Source organism: Enterobacter cloacae complex sp. 6730903 (assembly GCF_048283985.1).
Lineage (GTDB): Bacteria > Pseudomonadota > Gammaproteobacteria > Enterobacterales > Enterobacteriaceae > Enterobacter > Enterobacter hormaechei_C.
The window spans coordinates 1-18,421 of record NZ_JBLVXX010000002.1 but is presented as its reverse complement, the minus strand read 5'-3'; the positions used below and the strand labels follow the sequence as shown (position 1 = coordinate 18,421).

Here is an 18,421-nt window from a genome sequence, read left to right as displayed (position 1 = left end):
CATCTGCCATTACAGGCGAAAACAATTAGCGACTACGGAAGACAATGCGGCCTTTGCTCAGGTCGTACGGGGTCAGTTCAACAGTCACTTTGTCGCCCGTCAAAATGCGGATATAGTTTTTGCGCATTTTACCGGAGATGTGCGCAGTTACCACGTGACCGTTTTCCAGTTCTACGCGAAACATGGTATTAGGCAACGTATCAAGTACGGTACCCTGCATTTCAATATTGTCTTCTTTGGCCATCTAATCCTCTGGGGTATCACTACCAAGTTTTGAACCGGCAAGATAATGCCGAAATTCCTCAATTAAGTAAAGAATTGCGCGTTTAAAACGCAGCAAAACAGTCTCAGCGTATTGCCCAAGCGTCACGGTACAACCGAACGGAAAGCGCATTCGTAAAGGGGAGACGACAGGATAAACGTCAGGACGTTATCTGAAGCGAGGGTCCCAAACGGCGGCGGGGCAACAGGCAGAAGCTACTCTGCGGCATAATTATAACACCCTCATAAAAAATATGCGGAAAACATTTAGGCATTGGGCATAAAGAGCGTTCTGGGAACCCAAAAATCGCGTGGAAGGGTCTCTTTTCGGCACTGTTCAAGGTGTTCGATATAGTGTCGGCGGGAGATTTCAACGGCGCCGAGCGAGGCGGTGTGCTCATTCAGCACTTGGCAATCCATCAGCCGTCCGCCACGTCGGGCAAATTCCTGGCTAAACACCAGCAGCGCGGTTTTTGACGCATTCGTGGCGCGGGAGAACATCGACTCGCCGCAGAACAGCGTGCCCTGTGCCACGCCGTACATTCCGCCGACGAGGTTATCCTCTTTCCATACTTCAATAGAGTGCGCGTAGCCCAGTTCATGAAGCTGGTGGTAGGCGATAATGATATCGCGGGTTATCCAGGTGCCTTCATGACGATCTTCAGCGCAGCCTTCGATAACCTGGCCGAAGGCGTGATTGAGCGTGACGCGAAAGGGTGATTTTGCATGAAAACGCTTCATGCTGCGGCTCAGGTGAAACTGTCCAGGCCACAGCACGGCTCGCGGGTCGGGAGACCACCATAAGATCGGGTCGCCGGGAGAAAACCACGGGAAGATGCCGCGCTGGTAAGCCATTAAGAGCCGTGCCGGGCTGAGATCGCCGCCCAGAGCCAGCAAGCCGTTAGGTTCACGCAGCGCCCCCTCCGGTGAAGGGAACGCAATATTATGGCGAGAAAGCTGCACCAGGCGCATGACAACAGAACTCCAGTACGCGAGAGAGGACGCTACAAATATAGTCTACAGGCGCTGTTTAAACTGGTAGTAGCGACCCTGTTTTGCCAGCAGCTCTGCGTGACTACCTTGCTCAATTATGTGTCCGTTGTCCATCACAATTATCTGATCGAAATTCACCAGCCCGCGCAGACGGTGCGTGACCATCAGTACGGTTTTACCTTTCATCACATTCGCCAGTAAATCAAGGATTTGGCTCTCTGTCGTGGCATCCAGTCCTTCTGTCGGTTCATCCAGCAGCATCAGCGGCGCATCGTGCAGCAGCGCACGCGCAATGGCCAGACGACGCAGTTCGCCGCCGGAAAGCTGTCGACCCCCTTCACCCAGCCAGCTGTTCAACCCGTCGTCTTCAAGCAGCTTGTGCAGCCCAACCTGCTCCAGCATTGCTTGCAGCGTATCGTCGGAGGCATCTGGTGCCGCCAGAAGAAGATTATCGCGCAGCGTAGCGCTGAACAGATGCACCCGCTGGGGCACGACGCTGACCGTTTTACGCAAGGCCGCTTCGCTAAAACCAGACAGCGGAACGTCGTTAAACCGAATCTCGCCCTGCTGTGGGTCCCACGCGCGCGTGAGAAGTTGCAGAAGTGTCGATTTCCCACATCCCGTACGGCCAAGGATCGCAATGCGCTGCCCGGCATCAACAGAAAGGGTGATGTCTTCCAGCGCGTTTTGCGCCTGCTTGTCGTAGGCGAAAGTGACATTGCTGAGCGTCAGCGCGACCTGCTCCGGTACAGCGGTTTGACCGGCGCTGAACTTCACTTCCGGCTCCTGCTCGGCAATATCCGTAATGCGCAGCGCAGAGGCAATCACCTGGCCGAGATGCTGAAAGGCGCCCGTGACCGGGGCTAAGGCTTCAAAGGCTGCCAGGGCACAGAAAACAAACAGCGCAATCAGCGGGCCAGGCTGCGCGTTACCGCCCACGCCACCGGAGGCCATCCAGAGCATGGCGATTACGGCAATCCCACCAATTAACATCATCAGCGCCTGGGAGAACGCGGTCAGTTCAGACTGGCGACGCTGGGCTTCATGCCAGTTCAGCTCCGTATTTTCCATACGGGCGCGGTAGCGCTTGCTGGCGCCAAAAAGGGTAAGCTCGGCCTGTCCCTGCAACCAGGCGGTGAGCTGCTGGCGATATTCCCCGCGCAGACGCGTCAGGTTTTCCCCGGTGGTTTTACCTGCACGATAAAACAGGGGCGGCAGAATAATCAGCGTCATCAGCATGATGCCGCCGAGCGTCAGTGCGATGGGAACATCCAGGAAACTCAACCCCAGCGTCACCACGACAATCACCACAAACGCGCCCACCATGGGTGAAATGACGCGCAAATAGAGGTGATCCAGCGTATCCACATCCGCGACCACGCGGTTGAGTAATTCGCCCTGTCGAAAACGTGCCAGCCCGGCAGGGGAGAGGGGCAGCAGTTTGCTGAAGGTGTAAATACGCAGGTGTTGCAGCACGCGGAAGGTCGCGTCGTGGCTGACCAGACGCTCGAAGTAGCGCCCGGCAGTTCGCGTAATCGCCGTGCCGCGCACCCCGGCGGCAGGCAGCATGTAGTTAAAGCTGTACAGCCCGGCAAAGCCTGCGGCCGCAGACGCGGAGAGGAACCAGCCGGAAAGCGTTAGCAGGCCGATGCTGGCCAGCAGCGTGACGATCGCCAGCACGATCCCGAGTGTCAGCATCCATTTGTGGCGTTTATACTGTGCAAGATACGGAAGCAGGGCGCGCATCAGATATCCTCCTGACGGTTCGCCAGCAGGGTCGCAAACGGCCCCTGCGCGGCAACAAGCGCGGCGTAATCGCCTTGCTCAACAATGTGTCCGTTTTCCATCACCCAGATCTGATCCCAGTCGGCAATACCTTCCAGCTGGTGGGTCACCATCAGGGTGGTTTGCTGGCGTGAGGCTGCGTTAAGCGCATCCATCACGCGCTGCTCGCTGTGAGCGTCCAGGCTGGCGGCGGGTTCGTCCAGCAGCATTAGCGAAGAGGGATTCAGCAGCGCACGGGCGACCGCGACGCGCTGTGCCTGGCCAACTGACAGCCCGGCAGACTGATCGCCAATGACGGTATCGACACCCTGCGCAAGCAGCGGCAGAAACTCGCTGACCCAGGCGCGGTCGAGGACCGATTGCAGCTCATCTTCACGCGCATCCGGGCGTGCCAGCAGCACATTCTCGCGCAGCGTCGGAGCTGGCAGCTGAGGGTTTTGCCCCACCCAACTCAGCTGTTTACGCCAGGCATCAGGATCGAGCTCGCGCAGCTCCGTTTTGTTGATACGCAGCGATCCGGTGTACGCCATAAAACCTGACAGCGCATTCAACAATGAGCTTTTACCTGAGCCGCTGGTACCCACCAGCACCACACGTTGCCCGGCAGGCAGGGTAAAGTTCAGCGGACCGGCCAGCACTTTGCCTTCAGGCGACAGAACGGAAAAATCCTGTGCTTCAATGGTCACCGGATCGTTCGTATTCAGCGTCACTTCACCACGCTCCGGATGCGCCAGCGGCGTTTCCATAAAGGTTTTCAGGCTGTCGGCAGCACCCACCGCCTGCGCTTTGGCATGGTAAAAGGTGCCGAGATCGCGAAGCGGCTGGAAAAACTCCGGGGCCAGGATCAGCGCCAGGAACCCGGCGGAGAGCGTGACCGCCGTACCGTAGTGGCCAAAGTCCAGCGCGCCGAGGTAGGAGAAGCCAAAGTAAACCGCCACCAGCGCAATCGACAGGGAGGTGAAAAATTCAAGCACGCCAGAAGAGAGAAAGGCCATGCGCAACACTTCCATGGTGCGCTGACGAAAATCCTGCGACGCCAGGCGAATGTTTTCGGTTTCCGCTTCACCACGACCAAAGATCCGCAGGGTTTCCATTCCGCGCAGACGGTCCAGGAAATGACCGCTCAACCGCCCCAGCGCCAGGAAGTTGCGGCGGTTAGCATCAGCCGCGCCCATGCCGACCATCGCCATAAACAGCGGGATGAGCGGGGCGGTGCCCAGCAGGATCAACGCCGCTACCCAGTTAACAGGGAAGATGGCGATAACAATCATCAGAGGCACAAACACCGCCAGCGCCATCTGCGGAAGATAACGCGCGTAGTAATCGTGCATATCGTCGATTTGCTCAAGGATCAGCGTCGCCCAGCTACCGGCCGGCTTGCCCTGGATCCACGCAGGCCCGGCTTCCGAAAGCCGGTCGAGCACCTTGCGGCGGATCTCATAGCGGATGTGCTGCCCGGCATGGAACCCAACCCGCTCTCGCAGCCAGACCACCCACGCACGCAGAACGAAAACCAGCACCAGAACGATAAACGGCAACAGCAGCGCTTCGCGCGGGATGTTCTCCATGATCATATGGTTGAGAATGCGGGCCAGCAGCCATGCCTGGGCAACAATCAACAGACCGCTGACAAATCCCAGAACGCGGGAAATCATAAGCCAGCGGCGGGACAGAACGCTTTGCTGTTTCAGCCAGCGGGTTAATTCTTGTTGACGGGTTTTTTCCATTGCGTACTTTGCAGGTGACGTTATAAGAAATTAGACCTCTGCATGTTACACGCGAGCAAAAATAAAGGCGACCAGTGGCCGCCTTTATTTACGTTTGTTACTGACTTGTAAAGATTATTTACCTTGTTCAGCCAGTCCATCCAGATAGCGTTCTGCGTCCAGCGCGGCCATACAGCCGGTGCCCGCAGAGGTGATCGCCTGACGATAAATATGGTCCATTACGTCGCCGGCTGCGAAGACACCCGGAACGCTGGTCTGGGTGGCGTTGCCGTGAATGCCAGACTGCACTTTGATGTAGCCGTTCTCCAGCTCCAGCTGACCTTCGAAGATAGCCGTGTTCGGGCTGTGGCCGATGGCCACAAACAGGCCTGCCACTTCCAGCGATTCGACGTTATCGGTGTTCTGGGTATCACGGATACGCAGTCCCGCCACGCCCATCTGATCGCCAGTCACTTCTTCCAGCGTACGGTTGGTATGCAGCACAATATTGCCGCTCGCCACTTTGTCCATCAGACGTTTGATCAGGATCTTCTCCGCGCGGAAGGTGTCGCGACGGTGGATCAGGTGTACTTCTGAGGCAATGTTTGCCAGATACAGCGCTTCTTCCACAGCGGTGTTGCCGCCGCCGATCACCGCAACTTTCTGGTTGCGATAGAAGAAACCGTCGCAGGTCGCGCAGGCTGACACGCCGCGGCCTTTGAACGCTTCTTCAGACGGCAGGCCGAGATAGCGGGCAGAGGCGCCGGTGGCGATGATCAGCGCATCGCAGGTGTATTCGCCGCTGTCACCCGTCAGGCGGAACGGACGATTCTGCAAATCCACTTTATTAATGTGGTCGAACAGGATTTCGGTTTCGAATTTGGCGGCATGCTCGTGCATGCGCTCCATCAGCAGCGGCCCGGTCAGGTCGTTCGGGTCGCCCGGCCAGTTTTCCACTTCCGTGGTGGTGGTCAACTGACCGCCTTTTTCCATCCCGGTAATCAGTACCGGTTGCAGGTTAGCGCGTGCAGCATAGACCGCTGCGGTATATCCCGCAGGTCCAGAACCAAGGATTAGCAGCTTACTGTGTTTGGTCGTGCCCATGAGATCCCCATTGTTGTTGGCAGGCAATGGGCTGGATTGTAGGGAATTTGTTGCCGTAAAAAAAGAGCACGGCAGTTTTGCTTCCGATATATGCAATAGACGCGCCCTATGGGTCAGAGGCGGTCACATCACGTCTGCTACTGAAAACCGCGCGTTTATAAGGCAATAAAATGAGGATTAATACCCCTCCGTAATGAATATCCGGCATCTTGTACTAAAAATCGATGTTTTGCTTTGACAATCCCCTGCGCTTTTGCGAAAACATTCAAGGAAGAAAAAAAGACGCACGAACTGCATGCCGCATAGACATGCACGGAAATGCCATTTTTACCGGGTCAGTGAAATCTACGCATGGTGTGGACAGACGCCATACGTGATGTCTGTGACTGCTTTCGGGCAACGGTCTTCTTACCGCAGAACCCGAATCCACATCGCGTCTAATACATAACCAGGCGATGTGATGAATAACGGGTACAGGCTCTGAACAGTGATGTGCACAGGGTCCAGGCAGGAGTAGGGAAGGAATACAGAGAGACAATAATAATGGTAGATAGCAAGAAGCGCCCTGGCAAAGATCTCGACCGTATCGATCGTAACATTCTTAATGAATTGCAAAAGGATGGGCGTATTTCCAACGTCGAGCTTTCAAAACGTGTGGGACTTTCCCCGACGCCGTGCCTTGAGCGTGTGCGTCGACTGGAAAGACAGGGTTTTATTCAGGGCTATACGGCTCTGCTGAACCCGCATTATCTGGATGCCTCACTTCTGGTATTTGTTGAGATTACTCTGAATCGTGGTGCACCAGATGTGTTTGAGCAATTTAACGCCGCTGTACAAAAACTTGAAGAAATTCAAGAGTGTCATCTGGTTTCCGGTGATTTTGACTACCTGTTGAAAACCCGTGTGCCTGATATGTCCGCCTACCGTAAGCTGCTGGGTGAAACCCTGCTGCGTCTGCCAGGCGTGAACGACACCCGTACTTATGTGGTGATGGAAGAGGTCAAACAGAGCAATCGTCTGGTTATTAAGACGCGCTAACACGGAACAGGTGCAAAATCAGTGTAGTTTGATTACACTCCTGTTAATCCATACAGCAACAGTGCCGGGGAGCCCCGGCGCTGTTGTCCGTTTTAGCACACAGGCAGGACATGCCTGATACCTGGAGAGCCTTTCTTGAGCCAGGAATACACTGAAGACAAAGAAGTCACATTATCTAAGCTAAGCAGCGGACGTCGTCTCCTTGAGGCGTTACTGATTGTTATTGCCCTTTTTGCCGTCTGGCTGATGGCTGCCTTACTCAGTTTCAACCCCTCAGATCCCAGCTGGTCGCAAACCGCATGGCATGAGCCTATCCATAATTTAGGTGGCGTTCCCGGCGCCTGGCTTGCGGACACGCTTTTCTTCATTTTCGGTGTGATGGCCTATACCCTTCCCGTCATCATTATTGGCGGATGCTGGTTTGCCTGGCGTCATCGACAGAACGACGACTACATCGATTATTTTGCCGTTTCGCTGCGCCTGATTGGCGCCCTGGCGCTGATCCTCACCTCCTGCGGACTGGCGGCGATCAACGCCGATGACATCTGGTACTTCGCCTCCGGCGGGGTGATTGGCAGCCTGTTGAGCTCCGCGCTGCAACCGATGCTTCACAGCAGCGGCGGCACGCTGGCGCTGCTCTGCATCTGGGCGGCAGGGCTGACGCTGTTTACCGGCTGGTCCTGGGTGAGCATTGCTGAAAAAATCGGCAGCTTTATTCTGACTCTGCTGACGTTTGCCAGCAATCGCACCCGTCGTGACGATACGTGGGTCGATGAAGACGAATATGAAGATGAGTACGAAGAGGAAGACGAGGCACCTGTGCAGCGTCGTGAATCCCGCCGTGCCCGTATTCTGCGCGGTGCTCTGGCGCGCCGTCAGCGCGTTGCTGAAAAATTCGCTAACCCGTTAGGCCGTAAAACGGATGCCGCGCTTTTCTCCGGCAAACGTATGGATGAAGAGGAGCAGATTGAGTATCGCGGCGCGGCCGTCGATCCTGATGATGTGTTGTTCTCTGGTCATCGAGCCACGCCGGGTGAGTATGACGAATACGATCCGCTGTTAAATGGTCATTCCGTGACTGAACCGGTAGCCGCTGCTGCTGCCGCAACGACGGCTGCGCAGGCCCATGTTGCGCCTGTTGAAGCCGTGATGCCGTCCTCGCCTGTTCCGGCACCGGAGTCCGCGATCCAGCAACCGCAGGTAGACTGGCAGACTGCGCCAGGCGTCCATACGCCTGAACCGACCATTGCGCCGGAGCCTGAAAGCTATATTCCTGTGCAGCAGGAACAGTGGCAGCAACCGTATCAGCCGCCTGAGCCTGTCAGCGAGCCGCAACAGCCGCATCAGGCTTATACGCCCGAACCCGCTGTACCTGAACAGCCATATGTTGCGCCGGTGTCTGAACCCGAAGTGGTGGAGGAAGCGAAGCCATCCCGTCCGCCATTATACTATTTTGAAGAAGTGGAAGAGCGCCGTGCCCGTGAGCGCGAGCAGCTTGCCGCCTGGTATCAGCCCGTGCCTGAGCCGGTGCAGGAGCCTGTTGTAAAAGCGCCTTCTGCAAGCGTTGCACCTGTAGATCCAGCGCCAGCCGTTGCGTCGGGAGCGGAAGCCGTGAAGCAGGCAACGGCAGCCGCTGCCGCGTCCGCTCCGCTATTCAGCCCGGCAACCGACGGTGCGCCGCGTCCTCAGGTAAAAGAGGGCATTGGTCCACAATTGCCGCGCCCTAATCGCGTGCGCGTACCGACGCGCCGGGAGCTTGCCTCTTATGGCATTAAACTGCCTTCCCAGCGTATGGCGGAAGAGAAAGCCCGTGAGTCCGACTACGAAGATGATGCTGACGAACTGCATCAGGATGAGCTGGCGCGTCAGTTTGCCGCCCAGCAGACTCAACGCTACGGGAATGAGTACCAACACGATGTTCATTCTCAGCAGGATGAGGATGATGCTGCTGAAGCGGAATTAGCGCGTCAGTTTGCGGCCACACAACAGCAACGTTATTCCGGTGAGCAGCCTTCGGGGGCAAACCCGTTCTCGCTCTCGGATTTTGAATTTTCACCGATGAAAGATCTGGTGGATGACGGTCCGAGCGAACCGCTGTTCACGCCGAGCGTGATGCCGGAAGCGGAACCGGTGCGTCAGGCGCCAGCGCCGCAGGTTAATGCGCAGCCACAACAGCCAGCGCCGCAGGCTTATACGCAGCCGCATACACCACCGGCCCAACCGCCGCAGCCGCAGTTCCAGCAGCCAGCACCACAGCCGCAGGAAAGCCTGATTCACCCGCTGCTGATGCGTAACGGAGACAGCCGTCCGCTGCAACGACCAAGTACGCCGTTGCCGTCGCTGGATCTGTTAACGCCGCCGCCAGCGGAAGTCGAACCGGTGGATACTTTTGCCCTTGAGCAGATGGCCCGTCTGGTGGAAGCGCGTCTGGCTGACTTCCGTATTAAAGCGGACGTGGTGAACTACTCACCTGGCCCGGTGATCACCCGTTTCGAACTGAACCTGGCGCCAGGCGTAAAAGCGGCGCGTATTTCTAACCTGTCCCGTGACCTGGCGCGTTCTCTGTCGACCGTGGCGGTACGCGTGGTGGAAGTGATCCCAGGCAAGCCTTACGTTGGCCTTGAGCTGCCAAACAAGAAACGCCAGACCGTTTATTTGCGTGAAGTTCTGGATAACACCAAATTCCGCGACAACCCGTCCCCGCTGACCGTGGTGCTGGGTAAAGATATCGCTGGCGATCCGGTGGTTGCCGATCTCGCGAAGATGCCGCACCTGCTGGTTGCGGGTACCACCGGCTCCGGTAAATCGGTCGGGGTGAACGCCATGATCCTCAGTATGCTCTACAAAGCGCAGCCTGAAGATGTGCGTTTCATCATGATCGACCCGAAAATGCTTGAACTGTCCGTCTACGAAGGCATTCCGCACCTGTTAACGGAAGTGGTGACCGACATGAAGGACGCCGCCAACGCATTGCGCTGGAGCGTCAATGAAATGGAGCGTCGCTACAAGCTGATGTCGGCGCTGGGCGTGCGTAACCTGGCCGGTTATAACGAGAAAATCGCTGAGGCGGCACGTATGGGCCGTCCGATTCCGGACCCATACTGGAAGCCGGGTGACAGCATGGATGCCCAGCATCCGGTGCTGGAAAAACTGCCTTACATCGTGGTGCTGGTGGATGAATTCGCCGACCTGATGATGACCGTTGGCAAGAAAGTGGAAGAGCTGATTGCGCGTCTGGCACAGAAAGCGCGTGCGGCGGGCATCCATCTGGTACTGGCAACGCAGCGTCCGTCCGTAGACGTTATCACCGGTCTTATTAAGGCAAACATCCCGACCCGTATCGCGTTTACCGTGTCGAGTAAAATTGACTCGCGTACTATCCTTGACCAGGGCGGTGCAGAGTCGCTGCTGGGGATGGGGGATATGCTCTATTCCGGCCCGAACTCCACCTCGCCGGTGCGTGTCCACGGTGCGTTTGTTCGCGACCAGGAAGTGCACGCGGTGGTGCAGGACTGGAAAGCGCGCGGGCGGCCGCAATACGTCGACGGCATCACCTCCGACAGTGAAAGTGAAGGCGGCGGCGGTGGTTTTGACGGCGGCGAAGAGCTGGATCCGTTATTTGACCAGGCGGTTAATTTCGTCACCGAAAAACGTAAGGCGTCCATCTCCGGCGTCCAGCGCCAGTTCCGTATTGGCTACAACCGCGCGGCGCGTATCATCGAGCAGATGGAAGCCCAGGGCATCGTGAGCGAACAGGGGCATAACGGTAACCGTGAGGTGCTGGCGCCACCGCCGTTTGATTAACCTTCAGCGATTGCAAAGAAGGGTAAATCAGCAAAAATTAAGCATATTCTTCTGTCGCCTGCCTTCGGGCAGGTCCAGAATAGAAACGGAACCCCCATATCGGGAAGACGTATTTTAAGGAATAACAATGAAAAAAATCGCCATCGCCTGTGCATTACTCTCCAGTTTTGTTGCCAGCAGCGTCTGGGCTGATGCAGCCAGCGACCTTAAAAGCCGACTGGATAAAGTGAGCAGCTTCCACGCCAGCTTCACGCAAAAAGTGACTGACGGCAGCGGCAACGCGGTGCAGGAAGGTCAGGGGGATTTGTGGGTGAAACGCCCGAATCTCTTCAACTGGCACATGACCCAGCCGGATGAAAGCGTGCTGGTGTCCGACGGGAAAACCTTATGGTTCTACAACCCGTTTGTTGAGCAGGCGACCGCCACCTGGCTGAAAGATGCGACCAGCAATACGCCGTTTATGCTCATTGCCCGTAACCAGTCCAGCGACTGGCAGCAGTACAACATTAAACAAAACGGTGATGAGTTCGTCCTGACGCCAAAAGGCAGCAACGGTAACCTGAAGCAGTTCACCATTAACGTGAGCAGCAACGGTACCATTAATCAGTTCGGTGCGGTTGAGCAGGACGATCAGCGCAGTAGCTATCAGCTTAAGTCTCAGCAAAACGGCGCTGTAGATGCTTCGAAATTCACCTTTACCCCGCCGCAGGGCGTAACGGTGGACGACCAACGTAATAAGTAAGAGGCATGAGTGAGCAACCTGTCGCTCGATTTTTCAGATAATGCGTTTCAACCTCTGGCCGCCCGTATGCGGCCAGAAAATTTAGCGCAGTACATCGGCCAGCAACACCTGCTGGCTGCGGGGAAACCCTTGCCGCGCGCTATTGAGGCGGGGCATCTGCACTCCATGATCCTCTGGGGCCCACCCGGCACCGGCAAAACAACCCTCGCTGAAGTGATCGCCCGCTATGCTAACGCGGACGTTGAGCGCATCTCGGCGGTGACGTCCGGCGTGAAGGAGATCCGTGAGGCGATCGAGCGCGCGCGGCAAAACCGCAATGCCGGGCGCCGCACCATTCTGTTTGTCGATGAAGTCCACCGCTTCAACAAGAGCCAACAGGATGCGTTTCTGCCGCACATTGAAGACGGCACGATTTTCTTCATCGGCGCAACCACGGAAAACCCGTCGTTTGAGCTGAACTCTGCGCTCCTTTCTCGTGCGCGCGTCTATCTTCTTAAGTCGCTGACCACGGAAGATATCGAAAAGGTTCTGACCCAGGCGATGGAGGACAACGCGCGGGGTTACGGCGGACAGGATATCGTTCTGCCAGACGACACGCGTCGTGCGATCGCTGAACTGGTCAACGGCGATGCGCGTCGGGCACTGAATACGCTGGAAATGATGGCCGATATGGCTGAAGTGGACGATGCGGGCAAGCGCGTACTGAAACCTGAATTGCTCACCGAAATAGCCGGTGAACGCAGCGCACGCTTCGATAATAAAGGCGATCGTTTTTACGACCTGATCTCGGCATTACATAAGTCCGTGCGCGGCAGCGCCCCGGATGCGGCGCTCTACTGGTACGCGCGTATCATTACCGCCGGTGGCGATCCGTTATATGTCGCGCGTCGCTGCCTGGCCATTGCGTCGGAAGATGTCGGAAATGCCGATCCACGCGCCATGCAGGTCGCTATTTCCGCCTGGGACTGCTTTACCCGCGTCGGGCCCGCGGAAGGCGAGCGTGCCATTGCGCAGGCGATTGTCTATCTGGCCTGCGCGCCGAAAAGTAACGCGGTGTATACCGCCTTCAAAGCGGCGATGTCGGACGCGCGTGAGCGCCCGGACTACGATGTGCCGGTACATCTTCGCAATGCGCCAACCAAATTGATGAAAGAGATGGGGTATGGGCAGGAGTATCGCTACGCCCATGATGAACCCAATGCCTACGCCGCCGGGGAAGAGTATTTCCCGCAGGAGATGGCACAAACCCGCTATTATCACCCCACAAACAGAGGTCTTGAGGGTAAGATTGGCGAAAAGCTCGCCTGGCTTGCCGGACAGGATCAAAATAGCCCTATAAAACGCTACCGTTAGTTCAATCGTTGCGGTAATGTTGGCAATATATCTCTGTGGCCGCAGGCTGTGGTCACTTTTTCCTCTTTTAATTCGATAAGCACAGGATAAGCATGCTCGATCCCAATCTGCTGCGTAATGAGCCAGACGCAGTCGCTGAAAAACTGGCACGCCGGGGCTTTAAGCTGGATGTAGATAAGCTGCGCGCTCTTGAAGAGCGTCGTAAAGTTTTGCAGGTACAAACTGAAAATCTGCAAGCAGAGCGTAATTCTCGATCGAAATCCATTGGCCAGGCGAAAGCGCGCGGGGAAGATATTGAGCCATTACGCCTGGAAGTGAACAAGCTGGGTGAAGAGCTGGATCAGGCGAAAGCTGAACTGGACGTTCTTCAGGCTGAAATTCGTGATATCGCTCTGGCGATCCCGAACATTCCTGACGACAGCGTGCCTGTCGGCAAAGACGAAAACGACAACGTTGAAGTGAAACGCTGGGGTACGCCTCGCGAGTTTGACTTTGAGGTGCGCGATCACGTCACGCTGGGCGAAATGCACGCGGGCCTGGACTTTGCGGCTGCGGTTAAGTTGACCGGTTCTCGCTTTGTGGTAATGAAAGGTCAGATTGCCCATCTGCACCGCGCGCTGGCGCAGTTCATGCTGGATCTGCACACCGAGCAGCATGGCTACAGCGAAACCTACGTTCCGTATCTGGTTAACCACGATACACTGTACGGTACAGGCCAGCTGCCGAAATTTGCCGGCGATCTGTTCCATACCCGTCCGCTGGACGAGGAAGCTGACAGCAGCAACTACGCGCTGATCCCAACCGCGGAAGTGCCGCTGACCAACCTCGTGCGTGATGAGATCATCGACGAAGACGATCTGCCAATCAAACTGACCGCACACTCTCCATGTTTCCGTTCTGAAGCCGGTTCTTACGGTCGCGATACGCGCGGTCTGATCCGTATGCACCAGTTCGATAAAGTTGAGATGGTGCAGATCGTTCGTCCGGAAGAGTCTATGGACGCGCTGGAAGAGATGACGGGTCACGCAGAGAAAGTGCTGGAGCTGCTGGGGCTGCCATATCGCCGTATGGCGCTGTGTACCGGTGACATGGGCTTCGGCGCCTGCAAAACCTTCGACCTCGAAGTCTGGGTGCCTGCGCAAAATACCTACCGTGAAATCTCCTCCTGCTCTAACGTCTGGGATTTCCAGGCTCGCCGTATGCAGGCGCGTTGCCGCAGCAAGTCCGACAAGAAGACCCGTCTGGTTCATACCCTGAACGGTTCTGGTCTGGCTGTCGGCCGTACGCTGGTTGCCGTGCTGGAAAACTACCAGCAGGCTGATGGACGTATTGAGATCCCAGAAGTGCTGCGTCCTTACATGAAAGGTCAGCAGTACATCGGATAATGATTTTGCATTCACGCACAAAAGCGCCTTCGGGCGCTTTTTTTATCCCTCTGAATTGATACGACGCAATACCTCCTCACTCTAAAGTAGTAATACTTCTCCGAACGAAAGTTAGCATAAAACACCAATAACGTTGTAATTCGTTATAAATAAAACTACATAGCGGTTTGCGCCGCCTCTCTTTTCTTTGTGAGCAACCAAAGTGAGTCTTTATGAAAATCAAAGCGCCTGAAGCGTTAATGGCTGCCGAGGTCACTCGCCGTGGGTTGATGAAAACCACGGCAATAGGTGGTCTGGCGGTTGCCAGCAGCGCCTTTACGCTCCCTTTTACCCGTCTGGCGTCGGCGGCGGAGGCTCTGTCTCCCGCTTCAGCCCCGGAAAAAGTGGTGTGGAGTGCCTGTACCGTTAACTGTGGTAGCCGTTGTCCCCTGCGTATGCATGTTGTGGACGGTGAAATCAAATATGTCGAAACCGACAATACTGGCGATGATAACTACGAAGGGTTACATCAGGTTCGTGCCTGTCTGCGTGGCCGTTCAATGCGCCGTCGCGTTTATAATCCGGATCGTCTGAAATACCCAATGAAGCGCGTCGGTAAGCGTGGGGAAGGGAAGTTCGAGCGCATTAGCTGGGACGAAGCCTACGATATTATCGCGACCAACATGCAGCGCCTGATCAAAGAGTACGGCAACGAATCCATCTATCTCAACTATGGCACCGGGACGCTGGGCGGTACCATGACCCGCTCCTGGCCGCCGGGTAAAACGCTGGTGGCGCGCCTGATGAACTGCTGCGGCGGCTATCTCAATCATTACGGCGACTACTCTTCCGCACAGATTGCTGCGGGGCTGAACTACACCTACGGCGGCTGGGCAGACGGCAACAGTCCGTCGGATATCGAAAACAGTAAACTGGTAGTGTTGTTCGGCAACAACCCAGGCGAAACGCGCATGAGCGGCGGTGGGGTAACCTATTATCTTGAGCAGGCGCGCGCCAAATCCAACGCACGTATGATCATCGTTGATCCGCGCTATACCGATACCGGTGCGGGACGTGAAGATGAGTGGATCCCTATTCGCCCTGGTACCGATGCGGCGCTGGTCAATGCGCTGGCGTATGTGATGATCACTGAAAACCTCGTCGATCAGCCGTTCCTGGATAAATACTGCGTGGGTTATGACGAGAAGACCCTGCCAGCCAGCGCACCGGCTAACGGGCATTACAAAGCGTACATTCTTGGTCAGGGCAGCGACGGGGTAGCGAAAACCCCTGAGTGGGCATCCACCATCACCGGCATTCCAGTCGAACGTATTGTTCAGCTGGCGCGTGAAATTGGTTCAACGAAACCGGCCTATATCAGCCAGGGTTGGGGACCGCAGCGTCACGCGAACGGCGAAATTGCCACCCGTGCTATTTCTATGCTCTCGATTCTGACTGGCAACGTCGGCATTCACGGCGGTAATAGCGGGGCGCGTGAAGGCTCGTATGAAGTCCCGTTTGAACGTATGCCAACGCTGGATAACCCGGTTCAGACCAGCATCTCCATGTTTATGTGGACGGACGCGATCGAGCGCGGCCCGGAAATGACCGCGCTGCGCGACGGTGTTCGGGGCAAAGATAAGCTGGACGTGCCGATCAAAATGATCTGGAACTATGCCGGTAACTGCCTGATCAACCAGCACTCTGAAATCAACCGCACCCATGAAATTTTGCAGGACGACAAAAAGTGCGAAATGATTGTGGTGATCGACTGCCACATGACCTCGTCGGCGAAGTATGCCGATATTCTGCTCCCGGACTGCACCGCGTCTGAGCAGATGGATTTCGCGCTGGACGCCTCCTGCGGCAACATGTCCTATGTGATCTTCACTGATCAGGCCATCAAACCGCGCTTCGAGTGCAAAACCATCTACGAGATGACTTCTGAGCTGGCGAAACGTCTTGGCGTTGAGCAGCAGTTCACTGAAGGACGTACTCAGGAAGGTTGGATGCGCCATCTGCACGAGCTTTCCCGCAAAGCCATTCCTGACCTGCCGGACTTCGATACCTTCCGCAAGCAGGGCATGTACAAGCAGCGCGATCCGGAAGGGCATCACGTGGCGTATAAAGCCTTCCGCGACGATCCGCAGGCCAATCCGCTGACCACGCCGTCGGGCAAAATCGAGATCTACTCCGAAGAGCTGGCAAAAATTGCTGCAACGTGGGAATTGCCGGAAGGGGACGTTATCGATCCGCTGCCGATTTATACGCCAGGCTTCGAAAACTACAACGATCCGCTGACGGAGAAATTCCCGCTTCAGTTGACCGGTTTCCACTACAAAGCGCGTGTTCACTCCACCTACGGCAACGTTGACGTACTGAAAGCGGCCTGCCGACAGGAGATGTGGATCAACCCGATGGATGCGAAAGCGCGCGGCATCAGTAATGGCGATCGCGTACGTATCTTCAACGGGCGTGGCGAAGTGCATATCGAAGCTAAAGTGACTCCGCGCATGATGCCTGGCGTTGTCGCGCTGGGGGAAGGGGCCTGGTATAACCCGGATGCGAACCGTATCGATCAGGCGGGCTGCATCAACGTTCTCACTACGCAGCGTCCATCGCCGCTGGCGAAGGGCAACCCATCCCACACAAACCTCGTTCAGGTTGAAAAGGCGTAAGGAGTAACCGATGACAACCCAGTATGGATTTTTTATTGATTCCAGCCGCTGCACCGGGTGCAAAACCTGCGAGCTGGCCTGCAAGGATTACAAAGACCTGACCCCGGACGTCAGCTTCCGGCGTATTTATGAATACGCGGGCGGCGACTGGCAGGAGGACAACGGCGTCTGGCATCAGAATGTCTTCGCCTATTACCTGTCGATTGCCTGCAACCACTGCGAAGATCCGGCCTGCACCAAGGTCTGCCCGAGCGGGGCAATGCACAAGCGCGACGACGGTTTTGTGGTGGTGGATGAGGATGTCTGCATCGGCTGTCGTTACTGCCACATGGCCTGCCCGTACGGCGCGCCGCAGTACAATGCCGCCAAAGGCCACATGACCAAGTGCGACGGCTGCCACAGCCGCGTGGCGGACGGCAAAAAGCCCATCTGCGTCGAATCCTGCCCGCTGCGCGCGCTGAACTTTGGCCCGATTGAGGAGCTGCGCAAAAAACACGGCCAGCTTGCTGCCGTCGCGCCGCTGCCGTCTGCGCACTTCACGAAGCCGAGTATTGTGATTAAACCTAACGCCAACAGCCGTCCGACGGGTGACACCACCGGCTACCTGGCAAATCCGAAGGAGGTGTGAGATGGGAAGTGGATGGCATGAATGGCCGCTGATGATCTTCACGGTCTTTGGGCAGTGCGTGGCAGGCGGGTTTATCGTCCTTGCGCTGGCGCTGTTAAAAGGGAACCTCAATGCTGAACAGCAGCAGCGTTTGGTGTTAAGCATGTTTGGCCTGTGGGTGTTGATGGGCATTGGGTTTATCGCCTCTACGCTGCACCTCGGCTCACCGATGCGCGCGTTCAACTCCCTGAACCGCGTAGGTGCCTCCTCGCTGAGTAACGAGATTGCCAGCGGGGCAATCTTCTTTGCCGTTGGTGGGCTGGGGTGGTTACTGGCAGCGGTGAAAAAGCTGCCGTCAGGGTTACGCGCGTTGTGGCTCATCGTCACCATGGTACTGGGCGTTGTCTTCGTCTGGATGATGGTCCGGGTGTACAACACCATCGATACCGTTCCGACCTGGTATAGCGTCTGGACGCCGATGAGCTTCTTCCTGACTATGTTTATTGGCGGGCCGCTGCTGGGTTATCTGCTGCTGCGTGTGGCTGGCATTAATGGTTGGGCGATGCGCCTGCTGCCCGCGGTCTCGCTGCTGGCGCTGGTAATCAGTACCGTTGTCGCGCTTATGCAGGGAGCAGAGCTGGCGACTATTCACAGCTCTATCCAGCAGGCTTCGGCGCTGGTGCCGGATTACGGTTCGCTGATGGCCTGGCGTGTGGTGCTGCTGACGGCGGCGCTGGTGTGCTGGATTGCCCCTCAGCTTAAAGGTTACTCGCCTGCGCTGCCGTTGCTGTCTCTGGCCTTTGTGCTGGTGCTGGCAGGGGAGTTAATTGGTCGCGGCGTATTTTACGGTCTGCATATGACCTGTCTCTTATACACATCTCCGAGCCCACGAGACATACGCCATTATCTGGTATGCCGTCTTGTGCTTGAAAAAAGGGGGGGGGGGGGGGGGGGGGGGGGGGGGGGGGGGGGGGGGGGGGGGGGGG

12 protein-coding genes and 1 pseudogene are annotated in these 18,421 nt (G+C 56.6%); 8 read left to right on the top strand and 5 right to left on the bottom strand.

Annotated elements, in window-relative coordinates; genetic code table 11:
- Window positions 1-25: 25 nt before the first annotated feature.
- The 5 genes from infA to trxB form a co-directional block, all read right to left on the bottom strand.
- Window positions 26-244: a translation initiation factor IF-1 gene (gene infA / locus ACNQ0W_RS01045; protein WP_002211347.1), complete on the bottom strand. Its 219-nt coding sequence runs from the start codon at window positions 242-244 to the stop codon at window positions 26-28.
- Window positions 245-528: 284 nt separating this feature from the next.
- Entirely contained in the window at window positions 529-1,233 is a 705-nt protein-coding gene (gene aat, locus ACNQ0W_RS01040; protein WP_062932098.1) for a leucyl/phenylalanyl-tRNA--protein transferase, read from the bottom strand.
- Window positions 1,234-1,278: 45 nt separating this feature from the next.
- On the bottom strand, window positions 1,279-3,000 hold the full coding sequence (cydC, locus tag ACNQ0W_RS01035; protein WP_062932097.1) for a heme ABC transporter ATP-binding protein/permease CydC: 1,722 nt from the start codon (window positions 2,998-3,000) through the stop codon (window positions 1,279-1,281).
- On the bottom strand, window positions 3,000-4,766 hold the full coding sequence (cydD, locus tag ACNQ0W_RS01030) for a heme ABC transporter permease/ATP-binding protein CydD (protein WP_062932096.1): 1,767 nt from the start codon (window positions 4,764-4,766) through the stop codon (window positions 3,000-3,002). The genes cydC and cydD overlap by 1 nt, the downstream gene beginning before the upstream one ends.
- Before the next feature lie 114 nt (window positions 4,767-4,880).
- Window positions 4,881-5,849, bottom strand: coding sequence for a thioredoxin-disulfide reductase (gene trxB, locus ACNQ0W_RS01025; protein WP_047052385.1), 969 nt, complete (start codon window positions 5,847-5,849; stop codon window positions 4,881-4,883).
- A 543-nt stretch (window positions 5,850-6,392) separates the two neighbouring features.
- Here trxB and lrp point away from each other — a divergent pair.
- The 8 genes and pseudogenes from lrp to ACNQ0W_RS00985 form a co-directional block, all read left to right on the top strand.
- Window positions 6,393-6,887 carry a leucine-responsive transcriptional regulator Lrp gene (gene lrp, locus ACNQ0W_RS01020; protein ID WP_000228469.1) on the top strand — a complete coding sequence of 165 codons (495 nt, stop codon included), beginning with the start codon at window positions 6,393-6,395 and terminating at the stop codon, window positions 6,885-6,887.
- A 135-nt stretch (window positions 6,888-7,022) separates the two neighbouring features.
- Window positions 7,023-10,691, top strand: a complete 3,669-nt coding sequence (locus ACNQ0W_RS01015; RefSeq protein ID WP_062932095.1) for a DNA translocase FtsK 4TM domain-containing protein — start codon at window positions 7,023-7,025, stop codon at window positions 10,689-10,691.
- A 127-nt stretch (window positions 10,692-10,818) separates the two neighbouring features.
- Window positions 10,819-11,433, top strand: coding sequence for an outer membrane lipoprotein chaperone LolA (lolA, locus tag ACNQ0W_RS01010; protein WP_003858270.1), 615 nt, complete (start codon window positions 10,819-10,821; stop codon window positions 11,431-11,433).
- Window positions 11,434-11,442: 9 nt separating this feature from the next.
- Entirely contained in the window at window positions 11,443-12,786 is a 1,344-nt protein-coding gene (rarA, locus tag ACNQ0W_RS01005; protein WP_047052389.1) for a replication-associated recombination protein RarA, read from the top strand.
- A gap of 92 nt (window positions 12,787-12,878) precedes the next feature.
- Entirely contained in the window at window positions 12,879-14,171 is a 1,293-nt protein-coding gene (serS, locus tag ACNQ0W_RS01000; RefSeq protein ID WP_008499983.1) for a serine--tRNA ligase, read from the top strand.
- A 212-nt stretch (window positions 14,172-14,383) separates the two neighbouring features.
- The gene (gene dmsA, locus ACNQ0W_RS00995) at window positions 14,384-16,828 is read left to right on the top strand and encodes a dimethylsulfoxide reductase subunit A (protein WP_022650720.1); all 2,445 of its coding nucleotides are present in this window, start codon (window positions 14,384-14,386) and stop codon (window positions 16,826-16,828) included.
- Window positions 16,829-16,838: 10 nt separating this feature from the next.
- The gene (locus tag ACNQ0W_RS00990) at window positions 16,839-17,456 is read left to right on the top strand and encodes a DMSO/selenate family reductase complex B subunit (protein ID WP_180261519.1); all 618 of its coding nucleotides are present in this window, start codon (window positions 16,839-16,841) and stop codon (window positions 17,454-17,456) included.
- 1 nt (window position 17,457) lies between these two features.
- Window positions 17,458-18,297 (top strand): annotated as a pseudogene (locus ACNQ0W_RS00985) (dimethyl sulfoxide reductase anchor subunit family protein); the annotation flags it as partial.
- Between the last annotated feature and the right edge of the window lie 124 nt (window positions 18,298-18,421).